Origin of the sequence: Micromonospora sp. HNM0581, from assembly GCF_012726175.1 — a bacterium.
Classification (GTDB): domain Bacteria; phylum Actinomycetota; class Actinomycetes; order Mycobacteriales; family Micromonosporaceae; genus Micromonospora.
In genome coordinates, this window is the sequence record NZ_JAASAD010000004.1 from 89,292 (window position 1) to 109,324 (window position 20,033).

The 20,033-nt window shown below is 69.4% G+C and carries 19 protein-coding genes; 11 read left to right on the forward strand and 8 right to left on the reverse strand.

Annotated features, from left to right (window positions below; all coding sequences use genetic code 11):
• Positions 1–138 precede the first annotated feature (138 nt).
• Positions 139–927 carry a 4'-phosphopantetheinyl transferase superfamily protein gene (locus HCA58_RS07690; RefSeq protein ID WP_169597072.1) on the forward strand — a complete coding sequence of 263 codons (789 nt, stop codon included), beginning with the start codon at positions 139–141 and terminating at the stop codon, positions 925–927.
• A gap of 109 nt (positions 928–1,036) precedes the next feature.
• Positions 1,037–2,737: an MFS transporter gene (locus HCA58_RS07695; protein ID WP_169597073.1), complete on the forward strand. Its 1,701-nt coding sequence runs from the start codon at positions 1,037–1,039 to the stop codon at positions 2,735–2,737.
• 119 nt (positions 2,738–2,856) lie between these two features.
• On the opposite strand, the gene HCA58_RS07700 is transcribed toward HCA58_RS07695, so the two are convergent.
• The 3 genes from HCA58_RS07700 to HCA58_RS07710 all read right to left on the reverse strand — a co-directional run bounded on the left by HCA58_RS07700 (position 2,857) and on the right by HCA58_RS07710 (position 5,085).
• Positions 2,857–3,279: a VOC family protein gene (locus tag HCA58_RS07700; RefSeq protein WP_169597074.1), complete on the reverse strand. Its 423-nt coding sequence runs from the start codon at positions 3,277–3,279 to the stop codon at positions 2,857–2,859.
• Positions 3,280–3,385: 106 nt separating this feature from the next.
• Complete coding sequence (locus HCA58_RS07705) at positions 3,386–3,796, reverse strand: VOC family protein (RefSeq protein WP_169597075.1); 411 nt, start codon at positions 3,794–3,796, stop codon at positions 3,386–3,388.
• Between the two features lie 80 nt (positions 3,797–3,876).
• Complete coding sequence (locus tag HCA58_RS07710) at positions 3,877–5,085, reverse strand: cytochrome P450 (protein ID WP_169597076.1); 1,209 nt, start codon at positions 5,083–5,085, stop codon at positions 3,877–3,879.
• A 115-nt stretch (positions 5,086–5,200) separates the two neighbouring features.
• Here HCA58_RS07710 and HCA58_RS07715 point away from each other — a divergent pair, with 115 nt between their 5' ends.
• On the forward strand, positions 5,201–6,505 hold the full coding sequence (locus HCA58_RS07715) for a condensation domain-containing protein (RefSeq protein ID WP_346775903.1): 1,305 nt from the start codon (positions 5,201–5,203) through the stop codon (positions 6,503–6,505).
• 317 nt (positions 6,506–6,822) lie between these two features.
• Here HCA58_RS07715 and HCA58_RS07720 read toward each other — a convergent pair whose 3' ends face one another.
• On the reverse strand, positions 6,823–7,254 hold the full coding sequence (locus tag HCA58_RS07720) for an STAS domain-containing protein (protein ID WP_205807939.1): 432 nt from the start codon (positions 7,252–7,254) through the stop codon (positions 6,823–6,825).
• Positions 7,255–7,724: 470 nt separating this feature from the next.
• Here HCA58_RS07720 and HCA58_RS07725 point away from each other — a divergent pair, with 470 nt between their 5' ends.
• Complete coding sequence (locus tag HCA58_RS07725) at positions 7,725–8,921, forward strand: cytochrome P450 (RefSeq protein ID WP_169597078.1); 1,197 nt, start codon at positions 7,725–7,727, stop codon at positions 8,919–8,921.
• Between the two features lie 61 nt (positions 8,922–8,982).
• Here HCA58_RS07725 and HCA58_RS07730 read toward each other — a convergent pair whose 3' ends face one another.
• Both HCA58_RS07730 and HCA58_RS07735 read right to left on the reverse strand, forming a co-directional pair.
• Positions 8,983–10,002: a methyltransferase gene (locus tag HCA58_RS07730; RefSeq protein WP_169597079.1), complete on the reverse strand. Its 1,020-nt coding sequence runs from the start codon at positions 10,000–10,002 to the stop codon at positions 8,983–8,985.
• Complete coding sequence (locus HCA58_RS07735; protein ID WP_169597080.1) at positions 9,999–10,970, reverse strand: ferritin-like domain-containing protein; 972 nt, start codon at positions 10,968–10,970, stop codon at positions 9,999–10,001. Before HCA58_RS07735 ends, HCA58_RS07730 begins: the two co-directional genes overlap by 4 nt.
• 59 nt (positions 10,971–11,029) lie before the next feature.
• Between HCA58_RS07735 and HCA58_RS07740 the strand changes: the two genes are divergently transcribed.
• The 4 genes from HCA58_RS07740 (at position 11,030) to HCA58_RS07755 (ending at position 14,625) form a co-directional block, all read left to right on the forward strand.
• Complete coding sequence (locus tag HCA58_RS07740) at positions 11,030–12,340, forward strand: condensation domain-containing protein (protein WP_346775904.1); 1,311 nt, start codon at positions 11,030–11,032, stop codon at positions 12,338–12,340.
• Positions 12,341–12,515: 175 nt separating this feature from the next.
• Entirely contained in the window at positions 12,516–13,628 is a 1,113-nt protein-coding gene (locus HCA58_RS07745; RefSeq protein WP_169597081.1) for an LLM class flavin-dependent oxidoreductase, read from the forward strand.
• Positions 13,625–14,296 carry an NAD(P)H-dependent oxidoreductase gene (locus tag HCA58_RS07750; RefSeq protein ID WP_169597082.1) on the forward strand — a complete coding sequence of 224 codons (672 nt, stop codon included), beginning with the start codon at positions 13,625–13,627 and terminating at the stop codon, positions 14,294–14,296. Before HCA58_RS07745 ends, HCA58_RS07750 begins: the two co-directional genes overlap by 4 nt.
• A 29-nt stretch (positions 14,297–14,325) precedes the next feature.
• Positions 14,326–14,625 (forward strand): acyl carrier protein, encoded by a 300-nt coding sequence (locus HCA58_RS07755; protein WP_169597083.1) that lies wholly within the window; start codon positions 14,326–14,328, stop codon positions 14,623–14,625.
• A gap of 106 nt (positions 14,626–14,731) precedes the next feature.
• Here the strand turns inward: HCA58_RS07755 and HCA58_RS07760 are convergent, their stop codons facing one another.
• Positions 14,732–15,820, reverse strand: a complete 1,089-nt coding sequence (locus HCA58_RS07760) for a class I SAM-dependent methyltransferase (protein WP_169597084.1) — start codon at positions 15,818–15,820, stop codon at positions 14,732–14,734.
• A gap of 70 nt (positions 15,821–15,890) precedes the next feature.
• Between HCA58_RS07760 and HCA58_RS07765 the strand changes: the two genes are divergently transcribed.
• Together HCA58_RS07765 and HCA58_RS07770 are read left to right on the forward strand one after the other, a co-directional pair.
• A complete protein-coding gene (locus HCA58_RS07765; protein WP_169597085.1) occupies positions 15,891–17,075 on the forward strand; it encodes an acyl-CoA dehydrogenase family protein in 1,185 nt (394 codons plus the stop codon).
• 54 nt (positions 17,076–17,129) lie between these two features.
• A complete protein-coding gene (locus HCA58_RS07770; protein WP_169597086.1) occupies positions 17,130–17,939 on the forward strand; it encodes an SDR family oxidoreductase in 810 nt (269 codons plus the stop codon).
• 71 nt (positions 17,940–18,010) lie between these two features.
• Here the strand turns inward: HCA58_RS07770 and HCA58_RS07775 are convergent, their stop codons facing one another.
• Positions 18,011–18,376 carry a VOC family protein gene (locus HCA58_RS07775; RefSeq protein ID WP_169597087.1) on the reverse strand — a complete coding sequence of 122 codons (366 nt, stop codon included), beginning with the start codon at positions 18,374–18,376 and terminating at the stop codon, positions 18,011–18,013.
• 152 nt (positions 18,377–18,528) lie between these two features.
• On the opposite strand from HCA58_RS07775, the gene HCA58_RS07780 reads away from it, so the two are divergent.
• Positions 18,529–19,995, forward strand: coding sequence for an aldehyde dehydrogenase family protein (locus tag HCA58_RS07780; protein WP_169597088.1), 1,467 nt, complete (start codon positions 18,529–18,531; stop codon positions 19,993–19,995).
• The last annotated feature ends 38 nt before the right edge of the window (positions 19,996–20,033 follow it).

Consider the following 20,033-nt stretch of genomic DNA (forward strand, 5'->3'; position numbering starts at 1 on the left):
GTGCCGACGCAAAGGTAACAAGCACGCCCTGATACGTACAGTAGAAAGAACAAGCTACTTGCCATACGCTTCACATACAACATTACGGCGGCCGGTCCACCGGCCTCGACGACCCGCGACGGAAGGGTGACATCCGCGATGACGAGCGGTCTGCCCGCCGAGGGGACCTGCCAGGTGTGGTGGGCCCGGGCCGCGTCACCCGACGATCCGGGGCTGCTCTCGGTGCTCACCGAAGCGGAACGCCGACGACATGCCGGGTTCACCGACCCGCAGGGGCGCGCCTTGCACCTGACCGCGCGGGCGTTGACGCGGCTGGTGCTCGCCGGCATGCTCGATGCGCCCGCGTCCGGACTGCACTTCGAAGCCACCTGCCGGCAGTGCGGTGGCAAGCACGGTAAACCGGTACTGAGCCGACCCCGGTCCCCGGTCACCTTCTCCGTCGCCCACTCCCACCAGTGGTGTGTGGTCGCCTTCGCGGTACACGCCGCCATCGGCGTCGACATCGAACAGATCGCCATCAGCGGCAACAGGCTTCCGCTACGCGCGCTCGCCCCCGCCGAACAAGCGGTGGTCGACACCGCCGAGGACCGGACAGCGGCTTTCGTCAGGTACTGGACCAGAAAGGAGGCACTGCTCAAGGCGACCGGAGACGGCTTGACGGTCGATCCCGCCACGATCACCGTGACCGGCCCGCAGCAGCGGGCCGACGTACTGAGCTGGGATCACTCGTCCGCTCCGGCGCAGCCGCCCCACCTGACCGATCTGACCGCGCCAACGGGGTACGTCGGCGCCCTTGCCGCCATCGGCGTACCGCTTGTCGTGTCCTGCCATGACGGTGCGCCACTTCTGGATCGGTGCCGCGCCGGTGCGGCGATTCCTGAACGAGACACATTTCCAATAAGGTGCCTACCTAGCGCACTCGCCTGATCTCCGTCCGCTGCTGGCACGTCCGGGCTCACCGTCCCGGGGCGGCGGAGCACACACGGGCTGACACTCCACAGACGCCATGTTCACTGAGCCCCAGGAAAGGGAACCGATGTCTGACGACAGCCGCACGTCGTCCGGTGCCGACACCAGCACGGTGTCGGCACCGGCCCCGGCGCCACCCGACGAGTTCGTCCCCCCGATCACCGGCCGCAAGCGCACCCTCGCCCTCGTCGTCGTACTCACCGGGTTCGTGCTGGACCTGCTCGACATCACCATCGTCAACGTGGCGCTGCCGTCGATCCGGGACGGGATCGACGCCACCGCCTCCACCATGCAGTGGCTGGTGGCCGGGTACGCTCTGGCATTCGCCTCAATGTTGATCATTTCTGGTCGGCTCGGTGACATCGTCGGTGTACGCCGGATGTTCCTCATCGGTGTCGCCGGCTTCACCTTCACCTCGCTGCTCGCCGGGCTCGCCCAGTCACCGGAGCAGTTGATCGTGCTGCGCTTCCTGCAGGGCGCGATGGGCGCGGTGATGGTGCCGCAGGTCTACACCCTGATCCAGTTGCTCTACGCGCCGAAGGAACGCGGCCGGGCGTTCGCGGCGATGAGCGCGGCGCTCGCCTTCGGCACGGTCGGTGGCCCGCTCGTCGGCGCACTGCTGACCACCGCCAACGTCGCCGGGCTGGGTTGGCGGAGCATCTTCCTGGTCAATGTCCCGATCGGCATCGCCGCCTTCTTCGCCGCCCGGGCCCTGCTGCCCGAGTCCGAGCCGAACCGGCGGGAGCGGCTCGACCTGGTCGGCGCGGCCCTGATCACGGTGGCGGTGCTCTTGGTCGTCTACCCGCTGGTGCAGGGACGCGAGCAGGACTGGCCAGCCTGGACCTATGCCAGCATGGCCGGCGGACTTGTCGTGTTCGCGCTGTTCGTGATGCACCAACGGTCCCGCTCCGAGTCACCGCTGGTGCCGATGTCGCTCTTCCGACACCGCTCCTTCAACTCGGGTCTGGTCGTGGTCTTCCTCTTCCAGGGCGCGGTCATGTCGTTCTTCCTGGTGATCACCATCTACCTGCAGATCGGTGTCGGCTACAGCATCCTGCGCGCCGGGCTGTCCGGGTTGCCGTGGGACATCGCGGTGCCGCTGCTCGGTTGGCTCTCCGCCCGGGCGATCACGCCGAAGCTCGGCCGGCTCGGGCTGCAGATGGGACTGCTACTGCTCATCGCCAGCATGTTCTGGTTCATGTGGGTCATCGACAGCACACCGCAGGTGACCATCTGGCAGCTGCTCGTCCCGATGTTCATCGGTGGAGCCGGCATGGGTATGACCTTCCCGCCGTTGATGGGGTACTCGTTGCACGATGTGCCCGGCCACCAGGCCGGATCCGCCTCAGGTGTGGTGAACGCGAACTACCAGATCGGTGTGACCCTGGGCATCGCGGCGTGCGGCACGCTGTTCTTCAGCCTGCTCGCCTCGCACGCACCGTCGGCGGTCGACGACGTCACACCGCGGCTGAGGGCGGATCTGGTCGCCGCAGGTGCAACCGACGCCGAGGCCGGACAACTCAGCGACCGGTTCCGCGACTGCGTCACCACCCAGCTCGACGCGGCGGACCCGACGCTCCCACCGCCCGGCTGTGACGCCGCGAGCCTGACCGCCGGAAGTGGCGGCGGGGCCACCGAGGTCGTCGAGCAGCGGGCGTTCGAAACCAGCCAGATCAGTTTCCAGCGGGCCATGGTCGGTACCCTCTGGTTCAGCGTGATCAGTTTCGCGCTGGCCCTGCTCGGCAGCTTCCTGCTACCACGTCGGTAGGCCGGCACCGGACCGCAACCCAGCTGACCCACCGTCAGGATCGACCGCCGGTGGCCGGCCCGGACGGGCCGGCCACCGGCGGTCTGGACATCGAGACCAACCAGATGCGCCGGTTCGGGTCAGCCGAGCGCGGTCCGGTAGGTCGCGAACGTCCAGACGTGCCCCTGCGGGTCCTGGCAGGTGAACTCGTACGAATCGTGCGGCTTGCTCTCCGGCGCGAGCAGGATCTCGGCGCCGGCGGCCACCGCACGGCTGTGGATGTCGTCGACCTCCGTATTGGTCTCCACCCGCACGAACGTGCCGGAACTGGCGGCACCGAGCGCCTTCGGCTCGCCGATACGCAACCCGTCGTTCGCCGGGTTGATCATGATCAGACCGTGGTCACCGATCCGTAGTTCGGCGTGGTAGACGTTGCCGGCGCCGTCGTCGAAGACACCCAACGTGGTGAAGCCGAAGGTGCTCACCAGCCACTCGATGGCCTTCGCCGGGTTCTCGTACGCGATGTAGGGGGCGACGGTGGGCGGCACGGAGGAATCGGCCATGGTCACTCCTCGGAGTCGTGTTGCGGACGGGGTCGGAAACGATTCATCACTCTATGTGCTCTACGTGACCTGGGGACGCAGACCTGCCGACGTTCGGCGGTACCGGTCAATCGAGCTTCGGTGCGTAACTGCCGAATCCCCACAGGTGTCCCTCGAAATCCCGGGCGACGTACTCCCGAGAGCCGTAGTCGGTGTCGGTCAGCGGCATGACCACCTCGGCGCCCGCCGCGACGGCACGGTCGTGATGTGCGTCGACGGCATCGCCGACGTACACGTACACGCCCTGGCTGGTGAAGGGCAGGTCCCGTGGGCTACCCATGGGCAGGCTCGACGATCCGGCCGGGCCGAGTTGGAAGGTGCCGATGCCCCACCGCAACTCGGCGTGCACGACCTGCCCCTCCCCACCGGTGGTGGTTTCCAGTATCTCGAATCCGAAAGCCGAGCAGAGCCAGTCGATGGCGGCGCGCGGATCCTGGTAGCGCAGGAAGGGGATGACGGGTGCGACCAGGTCGGCCATGAGAAATCCTCCAGGTGTCGGCAGACGCAACACACCCTACCTGGGGTCGTCCGCCTGCGGGCAGAGACGACACAACACCGTCATCGGGCGCGCACCGCCAGCGGCAGGTGGTCGTACGAGCGCAGGCTGGCGTGACGACGCCGGACCGGCGGCGCCGCCGGACCGAGGACCTCCACGGCACCCACCAGTCGCTCGAAGACGACCACCGACATCAGTCGGGCCAGTGCGGTGCCCAGACAGTGGTGCAGGCCGCCGCCGAACCCGAGGTGCGGATTCGGGTTCCGTGTGACGTCAAGCCGCTCCGCGTCGGCGAAGACCACGCCGTCCCGGTTGGCCGCACCGAGCAGCAGCAGCACCGTTCGGCCCGCCCTGATCTTTACCCCGGCCACCTCGACCGGCTCACGGGCCACTCGGATGACGTTCTGGATCGGCGCGTCGTACCGGAGGAACTCCTCCACCGCCGAGGGCACCAGCGCCGGTTCGTCCCGCAGCCGGCGCAGCTGATCCGGATGGGCCAGCAGCGCGGCGAAACCGTTGGAGACCAGTCCCATGGTCGTCTCGAAACCGGCGTGGAACAGGAAGAGCATGTTGTCGGCGAAGTCCTCGACCGCCAACCGGTCGGTGGCCTTCTCCTCCCAGTACATGCCGGCCAGGGTCGGCCCGCCGGGCTGGTCCTGCCGGGAGGACAGCAGGTCGCCGAGGTAGTCGTGCAGCCAGGGCAGAGCCACGTTGATGTCGCGCAGATCGGCGGGGGTGAGGTTCGCCGCGTCGAACACCTTGGCCAGCGAGATGACCCGGGTCAGCACGTCGGGCCGGTCCGCGACCGGGATCCCGATCAGGTCGCAGACCACGCCCACCGGAAGCGGCACGGCCAGGTCGGTCACCACGTCGAGCCGACCGCGGTCCAGGGCGGTGGTGAGCAGTTCGTCGGCGGCCCGGCCGATGTGACCGGTCAGCCGACGCACCACCGGGGTGCCCAGGGCCCGGCCGATGAACCGCCGGAGCCGGGTGTGATCCGGCGGGGTGCGGGTCAGCACGATCCGGTTGAGGAACTCCACACCGGGTCCGTCGCCCAACGTCAGCCGGGTGTACTCGGCCGGCATCCGGCTCTCCAGCCGGTTGTCGCGTAGCAGGGTGGAGACCGTCGAGTGCCCGGTGACAAGCCACTGACCCAACTCGGCCCGGGACAGCGGGCCGCGGGCCCGCAGTTCCGCGTACGCCGGGTAGGGGTCGTCCTGAGTGGCCAGGAATGCCGCGGACAGGTGCGGGCGCGCGGTGTCGGCTTGCATACAGAGCACTATCCGTGAGTCGGTGCCGTTGGACAAGACCCGACATACGTCATAGTGCCACCGACCGAAAGTCGGCACTGTCGACACACACCCGGTCGGCCTCTAGGCTGGGCGGGTGCGTGACGAACCCGCTTCCGTCGGCCAACGCCTCCTGGCGCTCATGGATCACTACCGGGGGCAGGACAGCGCCCTCAACGAACAGGTGTTGTGGCGGCTCCACGGCCCGTACGACCACGAGGCCATGACCAGGGCGGTGGCCGCGCTCACCGCCCGGCACGAACCGCTGCGGACCACCTACCCGCCGGGCCGCCGGATGCGCCAGCGGATCCACGAGCCACGCGAGGTACCGGTGCCGATCACCGACGTGTCGGCCGAGGCCGATCCGGTCGCCGCCGCCCGACGGATCGTCGCCAGTGAGGTGGCCACCGCGGTCGACGCGTCGGTGTGGCCGCTGCGCCCCCGGGTGCTCCGGCTGGGGCACGAGCACCATCTGGTCGTGCTCACGCTGCACCACTACTGCTCCGACGACTACTCCAACGCCCTGCTCTCCCGGGATCTGCGGGCTCTGTACGCGGGCGCGACAGGTGCGCCGACCGAGCTACCCGCACCCCAGTGGCAGTACGCCCAGTGGGCCCGCTGGCAGGCCGAGCAACTCTCCGGTGCGAACCTGGAACGGCTCACCGCCTACTGGACCGGCAAGCTTGCGGGCGCACGGCTGGTGGAGCTGCCGGCCCGGGGCACCCGCCCGGTTCCGGAGGGCGAACCGCCGTGGATCTCGGTCGAGCACTACCTGGACGCGGAGACGACCGCCGGCCTCCGTCAGCTCGCACGCCGGCACCGTACGACCCTGTTCCCGGTCACCCTCGCGGTGTTCTACGCCCTGCTGCACGCCGAGACCGCAGCGGGTGACCTCACCGTGGCCTCACTGTTCGCCAATCGCGGTCAGCCACAGGTACGTGACACCGTGGGCTTCTTCGCCAGCATGGTACTGCTGCGGGAACGCTTCACCCCGGACATCACGCTGAGTGAGCTGATCAGGCAGACTCGGGCAACCGTGATGGACGCGATGCGCCACCAGGATCTCCCCCACCAACTGCTGCCGCCGGACACGGTCGTCGGCGGCACCGGGCGTACCGACGACGTGCTGTTCCAGCTGATCGGCAGTCTGATGACCCGCACCGACATGGCTGGTGAGGAACTTGACGACATGGAGGCGCAGCTGGAGCGGCGGCGCTTCGCGCTCGAGTTCGTCGTGGTGCCGCAGGGGGACGTGACCTCCGTGCTGCTGTTGTGCTCGCGGGCCGAGTTCGACCCCACCTGGGCCGACGCCTTCGTCCGCAGCTACGTCGACCTGATCCAGCGCGCGGTCACCGACGCCGACGTTCCCCTCACCGAGCTGTCGGCTGCCCGGGTGGTTTGAGCTGGTCGCACCGCTGCGGAAACGCCCGCAGCGGTGCGGCGGTGTTCCGGCGACACGCGGCAGGTCGAAGATGCCGGAACCCGCACGGATAAGTACACCGTGTTAATTGCGGCTGCAACGGTCGCCGCCGCGCTGGTTAACGGTAAGACAACTTCTGTGGCTCGACTTCACACTTTGACCCACGCGCGAGAATACCGGACCGCACCTGCACCGAATTTGCGGAGATAATCGGATTAAGTACGCCGAACCGGACTCGAAGGGTTTAATCGGGATGTATGGGTAAACCGACCATCACCCCCTGAAATACGCAGTAAGGGTCACCCCCTACTGCGGTTGGCCAGTGGCCCCGGGCACCACCTCACCACCCGGGCGTCGGTCATCGCGCGGCGGGAGGCCCGCCGCCGCACCAGGAACTTGAGATGCACACGCAGCATTCGACTGATCTGCTCCGAGATCAGCCCTCGTCCGCCGCGGTGAGACTCCAACATGGCGCGTTCGGCACCACAACGCACCACCACCGCCGCACCGGAAGCCGTAGCCCCGGCGGCGACGTCGACCAAGGAGGTGAACCCCACCTCGTCGACCCCGGTCACATCAGTGAGGTCCAGTTCGACCCGATCCGGCGTTGACTCGACGTGATCCAGCATGTATTCGGCAACTCGGGTGACGTACTCGGCGGTGCTGTGGTTGACACTGCCGCTGACCGAAATCGCAACGGCACGTGGACTGACTCTGCGGGCTTTGACCATCGGCAACACTATTCCCCCCTCCTGCTGGTGTCACACCCTAGGGGGCGTCGCCACAGCAAGGGAATGACCGATCGGCCGCAAAAACGTGACATCCGCGTGTTAACTCCGTCGATAATTCTGATAGTTGGCAATACATGTGACTTTCCGTGGCTAGACCGCAAGAGTTCCGGCGCGCCCCCGATAGAACGCTCTCCCGACCCGCTCCGATCGGGTGAGCAGCGGATGCGGCCGACCAGAAGCGACGGGCGGGTGGCGGCGCCAGCCCCGGGCCCCCGAGTCCGACCCCTGCCCGTTCGGACGTCCACCCCACACCGAGATCACCCCCAGTGATCACGGGACAGCCCAGTGCCGAACATCCGACAAAAGTCATCGGAGTCCACGACCAGGCCCGGAACGGACGTGTCCCCCGGTCATCAGGCATGTCAACATGCGACTTGCCGCCCGACGCCAAAGCAACAGACACTAGATGCATGACCGCACCGGCCCTGACACCGCGCTTCGACGCTCTGGACCCGAACGTCACCGAGAATCCCTATCCCGAGTACGCCCGCCTGCGAGCCGCCGGACCGCTGTGCCGGATCGGACCCGGGAGCTGGGGTGTCACCCGCTTCGCCGACGTCACGGCCCTGCAGCACGACCCACGACTGGGCAGCGAGTTCCCCGACGGCTACCACCAGGTGTCGGTGGGTGACGGCCCCGCCAGCGCCTTCTTCCAGCGGATCATGCTGTACCGCGACCCGCCGGACCACGTCCGGTTGCGTCGTCTGATGAGCCGGGCCTTCAGCCCGGCCGTGGTCCGCCAGCTACGGTCCTACGTGGCGGACCTGGTCGACGAGTTGCTGGAACCGGCACTGGTGAACGGCCGGATGGACCTGGTAACCGAGCTTGCCTATCCGCTGCCGGTACAGGTGGTCTGCCGGCTGATGGGCATCCCACCGGAGTCCACCGACGAGGTGCGCCGCCACGCGATGAACCTCGGCCGTGCCTTCACCGCGGTCGTCCCCGAACACGCCCGTACGGAAGCCGACGTGGCGGTGCGGTGGCTTCGTGAGCACATCGGCGCCCTGCTCGACGAGCGCCGCGCCCGTCGGGGCGACGACCTGCTCTCCCGGCTGCTGGACGCCGAGGAATCGGGTGACACCCTCAGCCACGACGAGATCGTCGACAACACGGTCTTCTCGTTCTTCGCCGGCTTCGAGACCACCGTGCACATGATCGGCACCGGTACCGCCGCTCTGCTGAGCCACCCCGACCAACTCGACCGGCTACGGGCCGACCCGTCTCTGGTCAACACCGCCGTGGACGAGTTCCTCCGGTGGGACGCGCCGATCCAGGGCACCGCCCGGTACGTCCGTGAGCCGATCGAGATCGGTGGGCGCACGGTGCGCCGGGGCCGGGTCCTGGTGCTCATGGTCGGGGCAGCGAACCATGACGACCTCCGGTTCGCCCACCCCGACCGGCTGGACGTGGGCCGGACGGACAATCCGCACCTCGCCTTCGGCGGGGGCGCTCACCTCTGTCTCGGTGCCTTCCTGGCCAGGATGGAGGGGGCCGTCGTCTTCGACAGGCTGGCGCGGCTCGCCGTCCTCGAACCCGACGGGGCCACGGTACGCGAACGCGACACGCCGTTCCGGGCGTACGCCTCCGTCCCGGTCCGTGTCGGCTGATCGGGACCAGGCGGGTACGGCGGCGCCCGGGCCGAAGCCCGCGTGGTCGGGTGCGCGTGGCTCAGTCGGCCGGCAGTGCCTCCAGCACGGTCAGGGTGGGTGTGCCGACCACCTGGGTCAGCCGTAGCCCGACCTGCTCCAGCAGCCGGCCGGTCTGCTCCGCGCCGCGGTGCGCACCGCCGGTGAGCACCATGGCGTGGACGTCGAACAGCTTCGCCATGTCGAAGGTGTCGCCTGCGGGCAGCACGGCCTCCAGCAGGACCAGCCGCGAGTCGGGCCGCATGGCGTCACGGACGTTGCGGAGGATTCTGACGACGTCGTCGTCGTCGAAACCCGGCAGCACGGTCTTGAGCAGGTAACCGTCGCCGCCGACGGGCACCGCGTCGAAGACGTCGCCCGGCACCACGTCGCAGCGGTCTGCCACCCCCGCCGCGGCCAGCACCGGGGCCGCCCCCGACACGACGTGCGGCAGGTCGAACAGCACCCCCCGGACCGCGGGAAAACGGGCGAGCAGTCCGGCCAGGAAACCACCGGTACCGCCACCGACGTCGACCAGGGTGCCGAACCGTCGCCACGGGTACGCCCCGAGCACGGTGCGCAGGTGAAGCCGGTTCACGCTGCGCATCCAGTCGTCGACCCGGTTGCTCTCCTGCGGGTGGTCCGCGAGGTAGGTCCAGTAGTCCTGGCCGTGCACGTGGGAGAACGCCGGTTCTCCGGTCAGCAGCGTGTGTCCCATCGCCCCCCACGCCCGTACGTCCGATTCGAGCAGGGTGAAACTGTCCCGCAACGACATGGGGTGGTCACCGCGCAGCGGCTCGGCGAGCGGGGTGAGTGCGAACGTGGCATCGGCGACCTCGGTGAACACGCCCCGCGCGGCCAGGGCCCGCAGCAGCCGCAGCAGCGCCCCGGCGTGTGCGCCAGCCGCTTCGGCCAGTTCCGCGACCGTACGCGGACCGTTGGCGAGCAGGTCGGCGACGCGCAGGTCACAGGCGGCCCGCAGCGCGAACGGGGTGATCTGGTCACCGAGTTCACCGAGCCGCATCACCGCGGTCAGGTCGAGGGACTTACGGCTGGTTGTCATGTGAACGCCCCTCTGCGTACCCGCAGCCGCTCACCGGCGAACTGCAGAAGGCCCAGCTTGTCCAGTCCGGTACGGACCTGGTCGGTCATCAGGCCTATCTGTCCGAGCGCGACGGCGACCCGGGAGAAGACGGCCTGTCGATACTTGATCATGAGATCGTGGTTGGTGGCGAACTCCACACCGGCGGCGCGGTCGACCTCCAGCCGTTGCCAGATGTCGTCGAGCAGAAACCGCCGCCGGATCAGCGCCGCGGCGTCCAGCACCAGTTCCTCCCGTTCCGCCCGCTCAGCGGTGGTCAGCTGGTCGTAGAGACCGCTGAGGGACAGCACGCCGAAGGTGACGTGTCGTGCCTCGTCCCGAGCCACGAGGTGGGTCAGTTCCTTGATCAACGGGTCGTGGAAGCTGCTGTTGGACAGCCGGAACGAGGCCATCGCGATCGCCTCGACCATGATCTGCATCCCGAGAGCGGTGACGTCCCACCGCGAGTCGGACAGGATGTCGGTGAGCAGTTCCCGTAGCGGCGGGGACACCCCGTACGGCTCGGGAATCTTCTCCCGCAGGTAGCGGGAGAAGACCTCGACGTGCCGGGCCTCGTCGACTGCCTGGGTGGCCGCGTAGAACTTGCTGTCCAGATCCGGCACCGTCTCCACGAGCCGGGCGGCGACGATCATGGCGGCCTGCTCGCCGTGCAGGAACTGGCTGACCATCCACGACTGGAACTCCCAGCGAAACGCGTCCCAGGCGCGGGGGCCGCGTGCCGCCAGCGGCGAGTCGGCGAAGGCTGCCATGGCGAACGCGGAGTCGTCGGGCAACGGTTCACCGAAGGGTACGGGTATCGACCAGTCGACGTCCGAGGCTCGCCACTGCGCCGACTTGGCCCGCTCGTAGAGGGCCACCAGCCGGGGATCGGAGGCTTCGTAGTCCCAGGTGAGTGTAGTGTCCACGCGAGCTGGCACGACAAAGCTCATGCAATGCAACATACCTAGAGAGCTGACCGATGCCAACGGATTGACGCTAGGGTCCCGATGTGGAGATACGACAAACACCAGCCTCCGTGGCCCAGCGCCTGCTCTGGATGATCAAGCACTACCGCACCGACTTCGGCGCCTTGAGTTGCCCGCTGCTGTGCCGCCTCACCGGCGAGGTCGACGCCGATGCGCTGGACTCCGCGCTGTCCGCGCTCACCGCCCGACACGAGTCGCTGCGTACCACCTTCACCGGTCGCGGAGCACGACTTGCCCAGGTCGTACACCCGCCCGCGTCGATCGCGGCCCGCCGGATGGACCTGTCGGCGGAGGCGGACGCGGCAGCCGCCGCGGACCGGGCGGTCCGGGCCGAGCTGAGGACCGGGATCGACCCGACCGAGTGGCCCTCCCGGGCCACCCTGTGGCGGCTCGGGCCCGGTGAGCACATCCTCTGCCTCAACCTGCACCACCTGGTCACCGACGCGTGGTCCACCGGGATCCTCTTCCGTGACCTGGGCATCCTCTATGCCGGCGCCACCGGCGCGACCGCACAACCACCACCCACCGGCTGGCAGTACACCTCGTTCGTCAGGTGGCAGCAGGAGCTGCTGGACGGCGACGGGTTGCGCCGGCACCGCGATTACTGGCGACGGCAACTGTCCGGGAGCCAGCTACCCGCGCTCGGCGACGCCGAGAGCGAGCAGACCAGCACCGTCAGCGACGTACCAGCCACCTCCGACGTGGCGGTCGACCTGGACCGCGAGGCGGTCGCCCGGATCCGTACGGTGGCGCGGACGCAGCGCACCACCCTGTTCTCGGTCTTGTTGGCGGTGTTCTACCACCACCTGCACCGCATCACCGGCCAGGACGATCTCGCGGTGGCGTCGATGTTCGCCAACCGGTCCCGGCCCGAGCTACGTCAAACGGTGGGGCTGCTGGCCAACATGGTGCTCCTACGGGCCCGGGTCGGGCAGGCCACGACCTTCGCCGACCTGGTCGGACAGGCACACGCCGCCGCTATCGGGGCCTTCACCTACCAGGATCTGCCCTACCAGATGCTCCCGCTGGACGCGGTGCAGACCGGCGGACGGCGGGCCGACGACGTGCTGTTCAACGTGATGACCGAGATGGACCACCGGACCGAGGCCGGTGGTGTCGGGTTCGAACTGCTGGTGCCCCCGGGGCTCGGCAGCCGCTTCCGCTTCGAGTTGGCCGTCGCTCCGGTCGGCCCGACGGACCTGCGCGCCGTCTTCTACCACCGCACGGCGGCATACCCGGAGGCGGACGCCACCGCTTTCCTGGCCGGGTATGCCGACCTGGCTGCCCGACTGGCCACGGAACCGCACGCTCCGCTGCGTCAGGCTTCCGGTTGACCAACACCAACAAGCGTCAAACAACACGACACTGGCGTCACACACTCTTGACACCGCATCCGGCTGCTGGGAGGCTTCGACCAGCCCTACCTGGTAGCGCGCAGGGAGCGGACGGTGCCGCCAACCGTACGACGGCTACCGCTCAGCCGATGGATGCTGTGACAGGAAGGTCCACATGCCACTTCACCTGCACTGGTTCCTTCCGTCCCACGGTGACGGCCGTGAGGTGGCAAAAACCCCCCAGGGCACGCCGGCCGACCCCGCGCAGAACATCCGCCGCGAACCGGACATCGACTATCTCGCCCAGGTCGCCGCCGCCGCCGACCGTTTCGGCTTCGCCGGCGCCCTGGTGCCCACCGGGCTGTTCTGCGAAGACCCCTGGCTGGTGTCGGCTGCACTGGCCAACCGGACCAGCCGGCTGAAGTTCATGGTGGCGGTCCGCCCCGGATCGATGTCCCCCACCGTCGCGGCGCAGATGGCCGCAACCATGCAACGGCTGTCCGGCGGCCGGCTGCTGCTCAACGTGGTCACCGGCGGCGATCCGGACGAGCAGCTGCGCTACGGCGACTGGCTCGACCACGACCAGCGGTACGCCCGAGCCGACGAGTTCCTCGACGTATTCGCCCGAGCCTGGTCAGGCCGAACCTACGACTTCGCCGGCTCCCACTACCAGGTACGGGCCGGTCGGCTGACCCGGGCCCATCCGGTCACCCCACCGGTGTTCCTCGGCGGTTCCTCCGCCGCGGCACACCAGGTGGCCGCCAGCCGTGCCGACGTCTACCTCGCCTGGGGAGAGCCACCCGAGTCGCTTGCGGAACTCGTGAAACAGGTCCGCGACCGGGCCGATGCCCAGGGCCGCGAACTGTCCTACGGCTCCCGGTTCCACGTGATCAGCCGGGACACCGCCGAGGAGGCGTGGGAGGTGGCACACCGATTGGTCGCGGGCATGCATCCTGAGACCATCGCCGCCGCCCAACAGCGGTTCCGGCGCACCGAGTCCGAGGGACAACGCCGGATGGCCGCACTGCACCAGGGCCGGACCGCAGACCTCGAGGTGTATCCGAACGTATGGGCCGGTTACGGGCTGGTCCGACCGGGTGCTGGCGTGGCGCTGGTCGGCAACCACGTCGAGGTGGCCGACCGCATCGAGGAGTACCACGCCATCGGACTGGACCACCTGATCCTCTCCGGCCAGCCGCACCTGGAGGAGGCCTACACCTTCGGTGAGGGTGTCCTGCCGATCCTGCGCCGACGTGGGCTGCTGGCCGAACCGGAAGGAGACCGGTGACCGACCTCCGGCAACCCCCACCCCGGCGGGCGACCGAACCGACCGGGTCCGTGAGTGTGCCGACCACTGTTCTGGTCGGCAATCCTCGGCAGGGATCACGGACCCGCACCGTGGCCCAGCACCTCACCGAGGCGCTGCGTACCGGGCTCGCCGGCCTGGACGTCCACCTGGTCGACCCGTACGTCGTTGATCTCGCCGAGTTGGGGGCGGACCTGCCCGCCCGACTCCTCGCCGGCACCGCCGCCCACGCACCGCTGGAGCAGGTGGTCCGCCGAGTCCGCGGACCGGGCCTGCTGGTGGTGGTGAGCCCGACGTTCAAGGGCTCCTACACCGGCCTGTTGAAGCTCTTCCTGGACATGCTGCCGCGGGAGGGACTGTGCCCGGGCACCGTGGCGGTGCCCGTGATGACCGCCGGCTGGGCCCAGCACCGCTTCGTCTCCGACGCCCGGCTGCGACCGCTGCTGGTGGAGTTGGGCGCCGTGGTCCCGGTACGCGGGCTGGCGGTGTTGGAGGAAGAGTTCGGCGACCTCGACACTGCGGTCGCAGGATGGACCGCAGCGGCGGTGCCGGTGCTCGCCGCAGTGCTGCGCAGCTGCCAAACCTCGTCGGTTGGCTCAGCCCGACCTGCGGAAACCCTACCCATCCATCAAACCGCACAGCTCCGGTGAGCCGGGCGATCCGGAAGGAAGAAGCGACCATGAGTGAGCAGACCCCGACGGTCGTGGGACAGAAGCAGTCCGACGAGCAGATCCGCGCACAGGTCCAAGCCATCGTGCTCGACCTGGCGCCAAACCCCGACGGCCTGCGCGACGCGGAGACCGCCCTGGTCCAGGACCTCGGCTTCCACTCGTTGGCCCTGATGGAACTCGCCTTCGCCCTGGAGGACGAATTCGACCTGGAACCCATCGACGAGAAGACCGCCCGGTCGATCACCACACTCGGTGCGGTGCAGGACCACGTACTCAAGCGCATCGCCGAACGCGACGCCGGGGCCTGACCTCCCTGGCGTCCACGGGCCGGCCATCCAACTCGGATGGCCGGCCCGCACGCTTCCTGCCGCCGCGACCGTCCGGCCCGATGGCCGCGCCCCGGGCGCGGGCAACTCAGCCGATCAGGCGGTACAACCGGTGGAAGCGGTCGTCGATCGGCAACTGGGTGACCGCGGCGAAACCCGCCTCGACCGCCAGCCGCCTGACCGCCTCCGGTCGCAGCACCGTGCCGGTACCGGCCGATGGCTGCTGACTCAGACAGGCCGGCAGGCAGTGCAGCACGCTCGTCGCGTACTGGAAACGCTCGATCTCGTCCGCCGGAGCGGTGAACCGTTCCGCCACCCGCGCGTCGAGAACCAGAACACTTCCCCCCTCGGCGCACAGCCGTCGACAGGCCTGCAGCACCTCCACCGGGCGGGAGATCTCGTGCAGCGCGTCGAAGAGACAGACCAGGTCGTAGCCGCCGGCCAGCTCCGGGTCCGCCGCGTCGCGGGCGGCGAAGGACACCCGTTCGACCAACCCGGCCTCCGCGGCGTGCCGCCGGGCGTCACCGATCACGTCGACGTCGATGTCGTAGCCGTCGACCGAAATCCCGGGAAAGGCTCGCGCCAGAGCGATGCCCGCCCAACCGGCCCCACAGGCTACATCCGCCACCCGGGCCGGGGAGCCGGCGAGCCGGGCGTGGATGTCCGGTGCGTGGCGACGCAGCCAACCGGCCATCTGATGGGTGAACATCGCCCGGTTGGCACCGGCGTGGCCCTCCCGCCAGTCGACGCCGTAGACCGCGTCGGGCACCCCGCCGCCGTCGCGGTACGCGTCCAGCAGCGCCGGCAGGGCCGCCGCCACCCCGCCCAACGGCAGCACGGCCAGTGCCGCCATCGACACCGGACTGTCGGACACCGTGAGCACCTCGGCGTGCGCGGCAGGTATCGCGAACACCCGCGCCTCGGCGGGACGGGAGGCGTCGTCCACCGTCAGGACACCGGCCACCGCCTGCTGCTCCAGCCACTCCCGGGCGTAACGCGGGTCGACACCGGTGCGCTCCGCGATCTCCGCCACCGTGCCGGGCCCCTTAGCGGCGAGGTCCTCGTAGAGACCCAGTCGGACACCGAGATACGTCGAGAGCAGCTCCTGGGTGGCCAGCAGCGAGGTCCACATCCGGACCGCGAAGACCCGGGCACCGGTGTCAGTGGGAGTTGTCATCGGCGTCCTCCAGGTGGCGCATGAATGGTGTGTTGTTTTTCTGCACACACGCTAACGCGACGGGCGCGCCATGGACAGCACCCGCCCACGGAAGATAGCGTCCGGACACGACACACCAGACACAGGAGGAGCGGACGTGAACCCAACGCGCTCACGGGTGGCCGAGCTTGCGTCCCGCGTGGCGAAACGGGCCGACGAGATCGAGCAACGGCGCGGGCTTCCCGACGACCTCCTCGACGATCTCCGTGCCGCCGGTTGTTTCCGGATGTTGGCACCGGCCAGTCACGGTGGTGACCAACTCGATCTGCCCGACGTCCTCACCGTGCTCGAACAACTCGCCCGAGCCGACGCCGCGACAGCGTGGACGGTCGGCCAGGTGGCCCTGTCGCACCTGATCGTGCGGTGCGGTCCGGCCGCCGCGCTCGACGACGTCTTCGCCGACGGCCCGGACACCCTCGTCGCCGGAGCGGTGGCCCCCAAGGGTCGGGCCCGGACCACCGAGGGCGGCTGGCGACTCACCGGCCAGTGGCCCTTCGTCACCGGCTGTCCCCGGGCGCGATGGTTCTACCTCAACTGTGTGCTGGTCGCCGGTCGTAGCGTCCCGGTCGGACCCGACGGGGTGCCGACCACCCGCATCCTGTTCGTGCCGGCGAGCGAGGTCCGCGTCGTGGACACCTGGCGGGTCCTGGGGCTGCGCGGCACCGCCAGCCACGACGTGGCGGTGGATGACGCGCGGGTACCGGAGCACCGCGCGGTCGCCGCACGCGACGACGACGCCGTGCACCGCATCGCCCAGTCCAGTCTGATCATCGGTGCGGTCGCGGTGGGACTGGCCGACGGCGCGCTTGCCGACCTGGTCCGGCTCGCCGTCGACGGAAAACGCCCGGCCCTGAGCGCCCGCCGGCTGGCCACCTCGACGGTCTTCCAGGACCGGCTGGGCGAGGCGCAGACGGTGCACCGTGCCGCTCGGGCGCTGCTCTACGCCGAGGCGGTCGAGGCACAGTCGGCCACCGGCGCCTCGACGCCGCTACGGCGGGCACGGCTGCGGGCTGCCGCAGCGCAGGTGACCACCCTGTGCGCGCAGGTCGTGGACACCGCACACACCCTGGCCGGCGGCAGCGCGATCTACGAGACCTCCCCGCTGCAACGCCGGCTGCGTGACATGCGCACCGCCACCCAGCACTTCGTGGCCGGCCGCGACTCGTACGCCACACTCGGCGCGCTCGCCGTCGGCGAGGAGGCCGGCCCGGGATAGGTCACGTCGAGTCCGACGTACGGATAGCGAACCTTATCGTTTGTGGAGGTTGTCATGAGTGAGCTGTTTTCGGTGGCCGGCCGGGTGGCACTGGTCACGGGCGGCACCCAGGGGATCGGGCGGATGATCGCCCAGGGGTTCGTCGAGGCGGGCGCCCGGGTCTACCTCACCGCCCGGACCAAGTCCGACTGCGCGGACGTGGCCCAGGAACTGTCGGCTGACGGTGGCGACTGTGTCGCCATCCCCGCCGACCTGGCCGACGAGCAGGAATGCGTGCGCCTGGCCCGGGAGATCGCCGAACGCGAGGCGAAACTGGACATCCTGGTCAACAACGCCGGCACCGCCTGGACCGCGCCGGTCGACCAGTTCCCCGCCAGCGCCTGGGACAGCGTGCTCGATCTCGGTCTCAAGGCACCGTTGTTCCTGGTGCGAGAGCTGGCACCGCTGCTGCGGGCAGCCGGCACCGCCGAGAACCCGGCCCGCATCGTCAACATCGGTAGTGCCGACGCGCTGCGGGTACCGGAGATGCCGACGTACTCCGCAGCAGCGGCGAAGGCGGCGATCCATCACATCACCCGGATGCTCGCGCACGACTTCGCGCCGACGGTGACCGCGAACGTGATCGCGCCGGGCAGCTTCCCGTCCCGGATGATGGCCGGGGTACTCGAGGCGATGGGTGAGGAGATCGCCGCCGTGACTCCGTTGCAGCGCATCGGCCGGCCGGACGACATCGTGGGCACCGCCATCTACCTGTGCAGCCGCGCCGGGTCGTACGTGACCGGATCGGTGGTCACCGTCGATGGTGGCCTCTCCACCGCCCGGACCGGTTACGTACCGGGCCGCTTCCTCACCGACGCACAGTAGTCAGGCGGACACGTGCCGGTGTTCGTCCGACGGGTGCCCCGCGCTTGCCGCGCGGGGCACCCGTCTTCCGGTCAGTCCTTCGGCTTCGGCGGCAGGTGCAGGCCGAACGCGAGCCCCTGGTTGTCCCGGCACTCGACGAACGCACCCCACTGCTCGGTCGGTGGGCGCATCGGCTCCACCTCACCGCCGAGTTCGATCACGCGCTTCATCGCCGCGTCGATGTCGTCGACTGCGAAGTAGAGGTAGTGCTGCGGCGGCCCCGGGTCCCGGTGCAGACCGCCGGGGACCGTCGTCGTCCCGTCGGTCGCCTGCCCGGTGTCGATCGAACCACCGTGTTCCTGCGCCTGCACCTGCCAGCCGAACAGCTCGGCGAAGAACCGGCTGGCGACTGCCACGTCCGGGGTACCGAACTCGAAGTACGACAGATGTCCTGCCACGACCCGACCTCCTGGTGTCCTCGATCCGGCGATCCGCCACCACCCTCTGCGGTGGGGCTGCCTAACGCAACAAACTACACTAGGATTCAACGCAACATACTCCGCTGACCGCTCCGCCCCGCGTGGTGCGCCGAGCCGGAAGAGGTCGTCACGTGCCTGTCACCGCCGCCCCGACCGAACTCATCCCGGACACCGGCGTCCTCATCGGCGCCAGCCGGACGTCGGCCACCTCCGGTGGCGTCCACCGTCACGTCTACGCCGCCAACGGTCAGAGCACCGCCGAGGTGCCGCTCGGTGGCGCGGCTGAGATGGACGCCGCGGTCCGCGCCGCGGGTGCGGCGTCCGACGGCTGGCGGAACACCCCCGGCAACATCCGCCGCGACCTGCTGCTCCGCCTGGCCGAGCTGGTCGAACAGCACGCCACGGAACTCATCGGGCTACAGACCCTGGAGAACGGCTGTCCCCGGCAGTTCGCGTCCAAGATGCCGGAGTTGGCGGTCGACCACCTACGCTACAACGCCGGCTGGGCCGACAAGATCGGCGGCGAGGTCGTCCCCACCTGGCCGGTACGCGCCCTCGACTACACCCTCGACGAACCGTACGGCGTGGTCGCCGTGATCATTCCCTGGAACGGGCCGCTCGTCTCCGTCGCACAGATGCTGGCCCCGGCACTCGCGGCCGGCAACACGATCGTGCTGAAGCCGTCGGAGCTGGCACCGTTCACCGCCCTGCGGCTCGGGGAGCTGGCCCTGACGGCGGGTTTCCCACCCGGCGTGGTGAACGTGGTGCCGGGCGCGGCGGCCGGCGGTGCGGCGCTCGTCCGGCATCCAGGCGTCGACAAGGTGCACTTCACCGGCGGCGGCCCAACGGCCCGGAAGATCCTCGCCGACGCCGCGGAACGGCTCGTCCCCGTCGGGCTCGAACTGGGCGGCAAGTCCGCACACATGATCTTCGGTGACGCCGACGTCCGGATGGCGGCCCGGATGGCGATGAGCGGTGTGATCGCGCTGAGTGGTCAGGGCTGCGCCAACGGCACCCGCGTGCTGGCGCACTCCTCGGTCTACGACGAGGTGGTGCGCACCCTCACCGCGCGGCTGGCCCGGGTACCGGTCGGTGATCCCGCCGACGAGCGCACGCTGATGGGGCCGGTGGTGAGCGCGGGCGCCTGCGAACGCATCCTCGGTGTCGTCGATCGGGCCCGAGACGAGGGGCAGGGCCGTCTCGTTTCCGGCGGAGAACGACTCGGTGGCGACCTCGGAGACGGCTACTTCATCGCTCCGACCGTCTTCGCCGACGTCGACCCGGCCAGCGAACTGGCCCAGGAGGAGATCTTCGGACCGGTGCTGGCCTGCACGCCGTTCGACACCGAGCAGGAGGCGCTGCAGCTGGCCAACGGCACCCGGTACGGCCTCGGGGCGTACGTGCACACCACCGACCTGCGCACGGCGCACCGGGTGAGCCGGGCGGTCGCGGCGGGAAGTGTCTGGGTCAACGGGGTGCCCGGTGTCCTACCCTCGACCCCGTTCGGTGGAGTACGGCAGAGCGGCTGGGGCCGCATCGGCGGCGAGGCCGGGGTACGCGAGTTCCTCCGGCCGAAGAACGTCTGGATCGCCACCTGACCCCCGCGGGGCCGGTCACGGCGCCGTGGCCGGCCCGT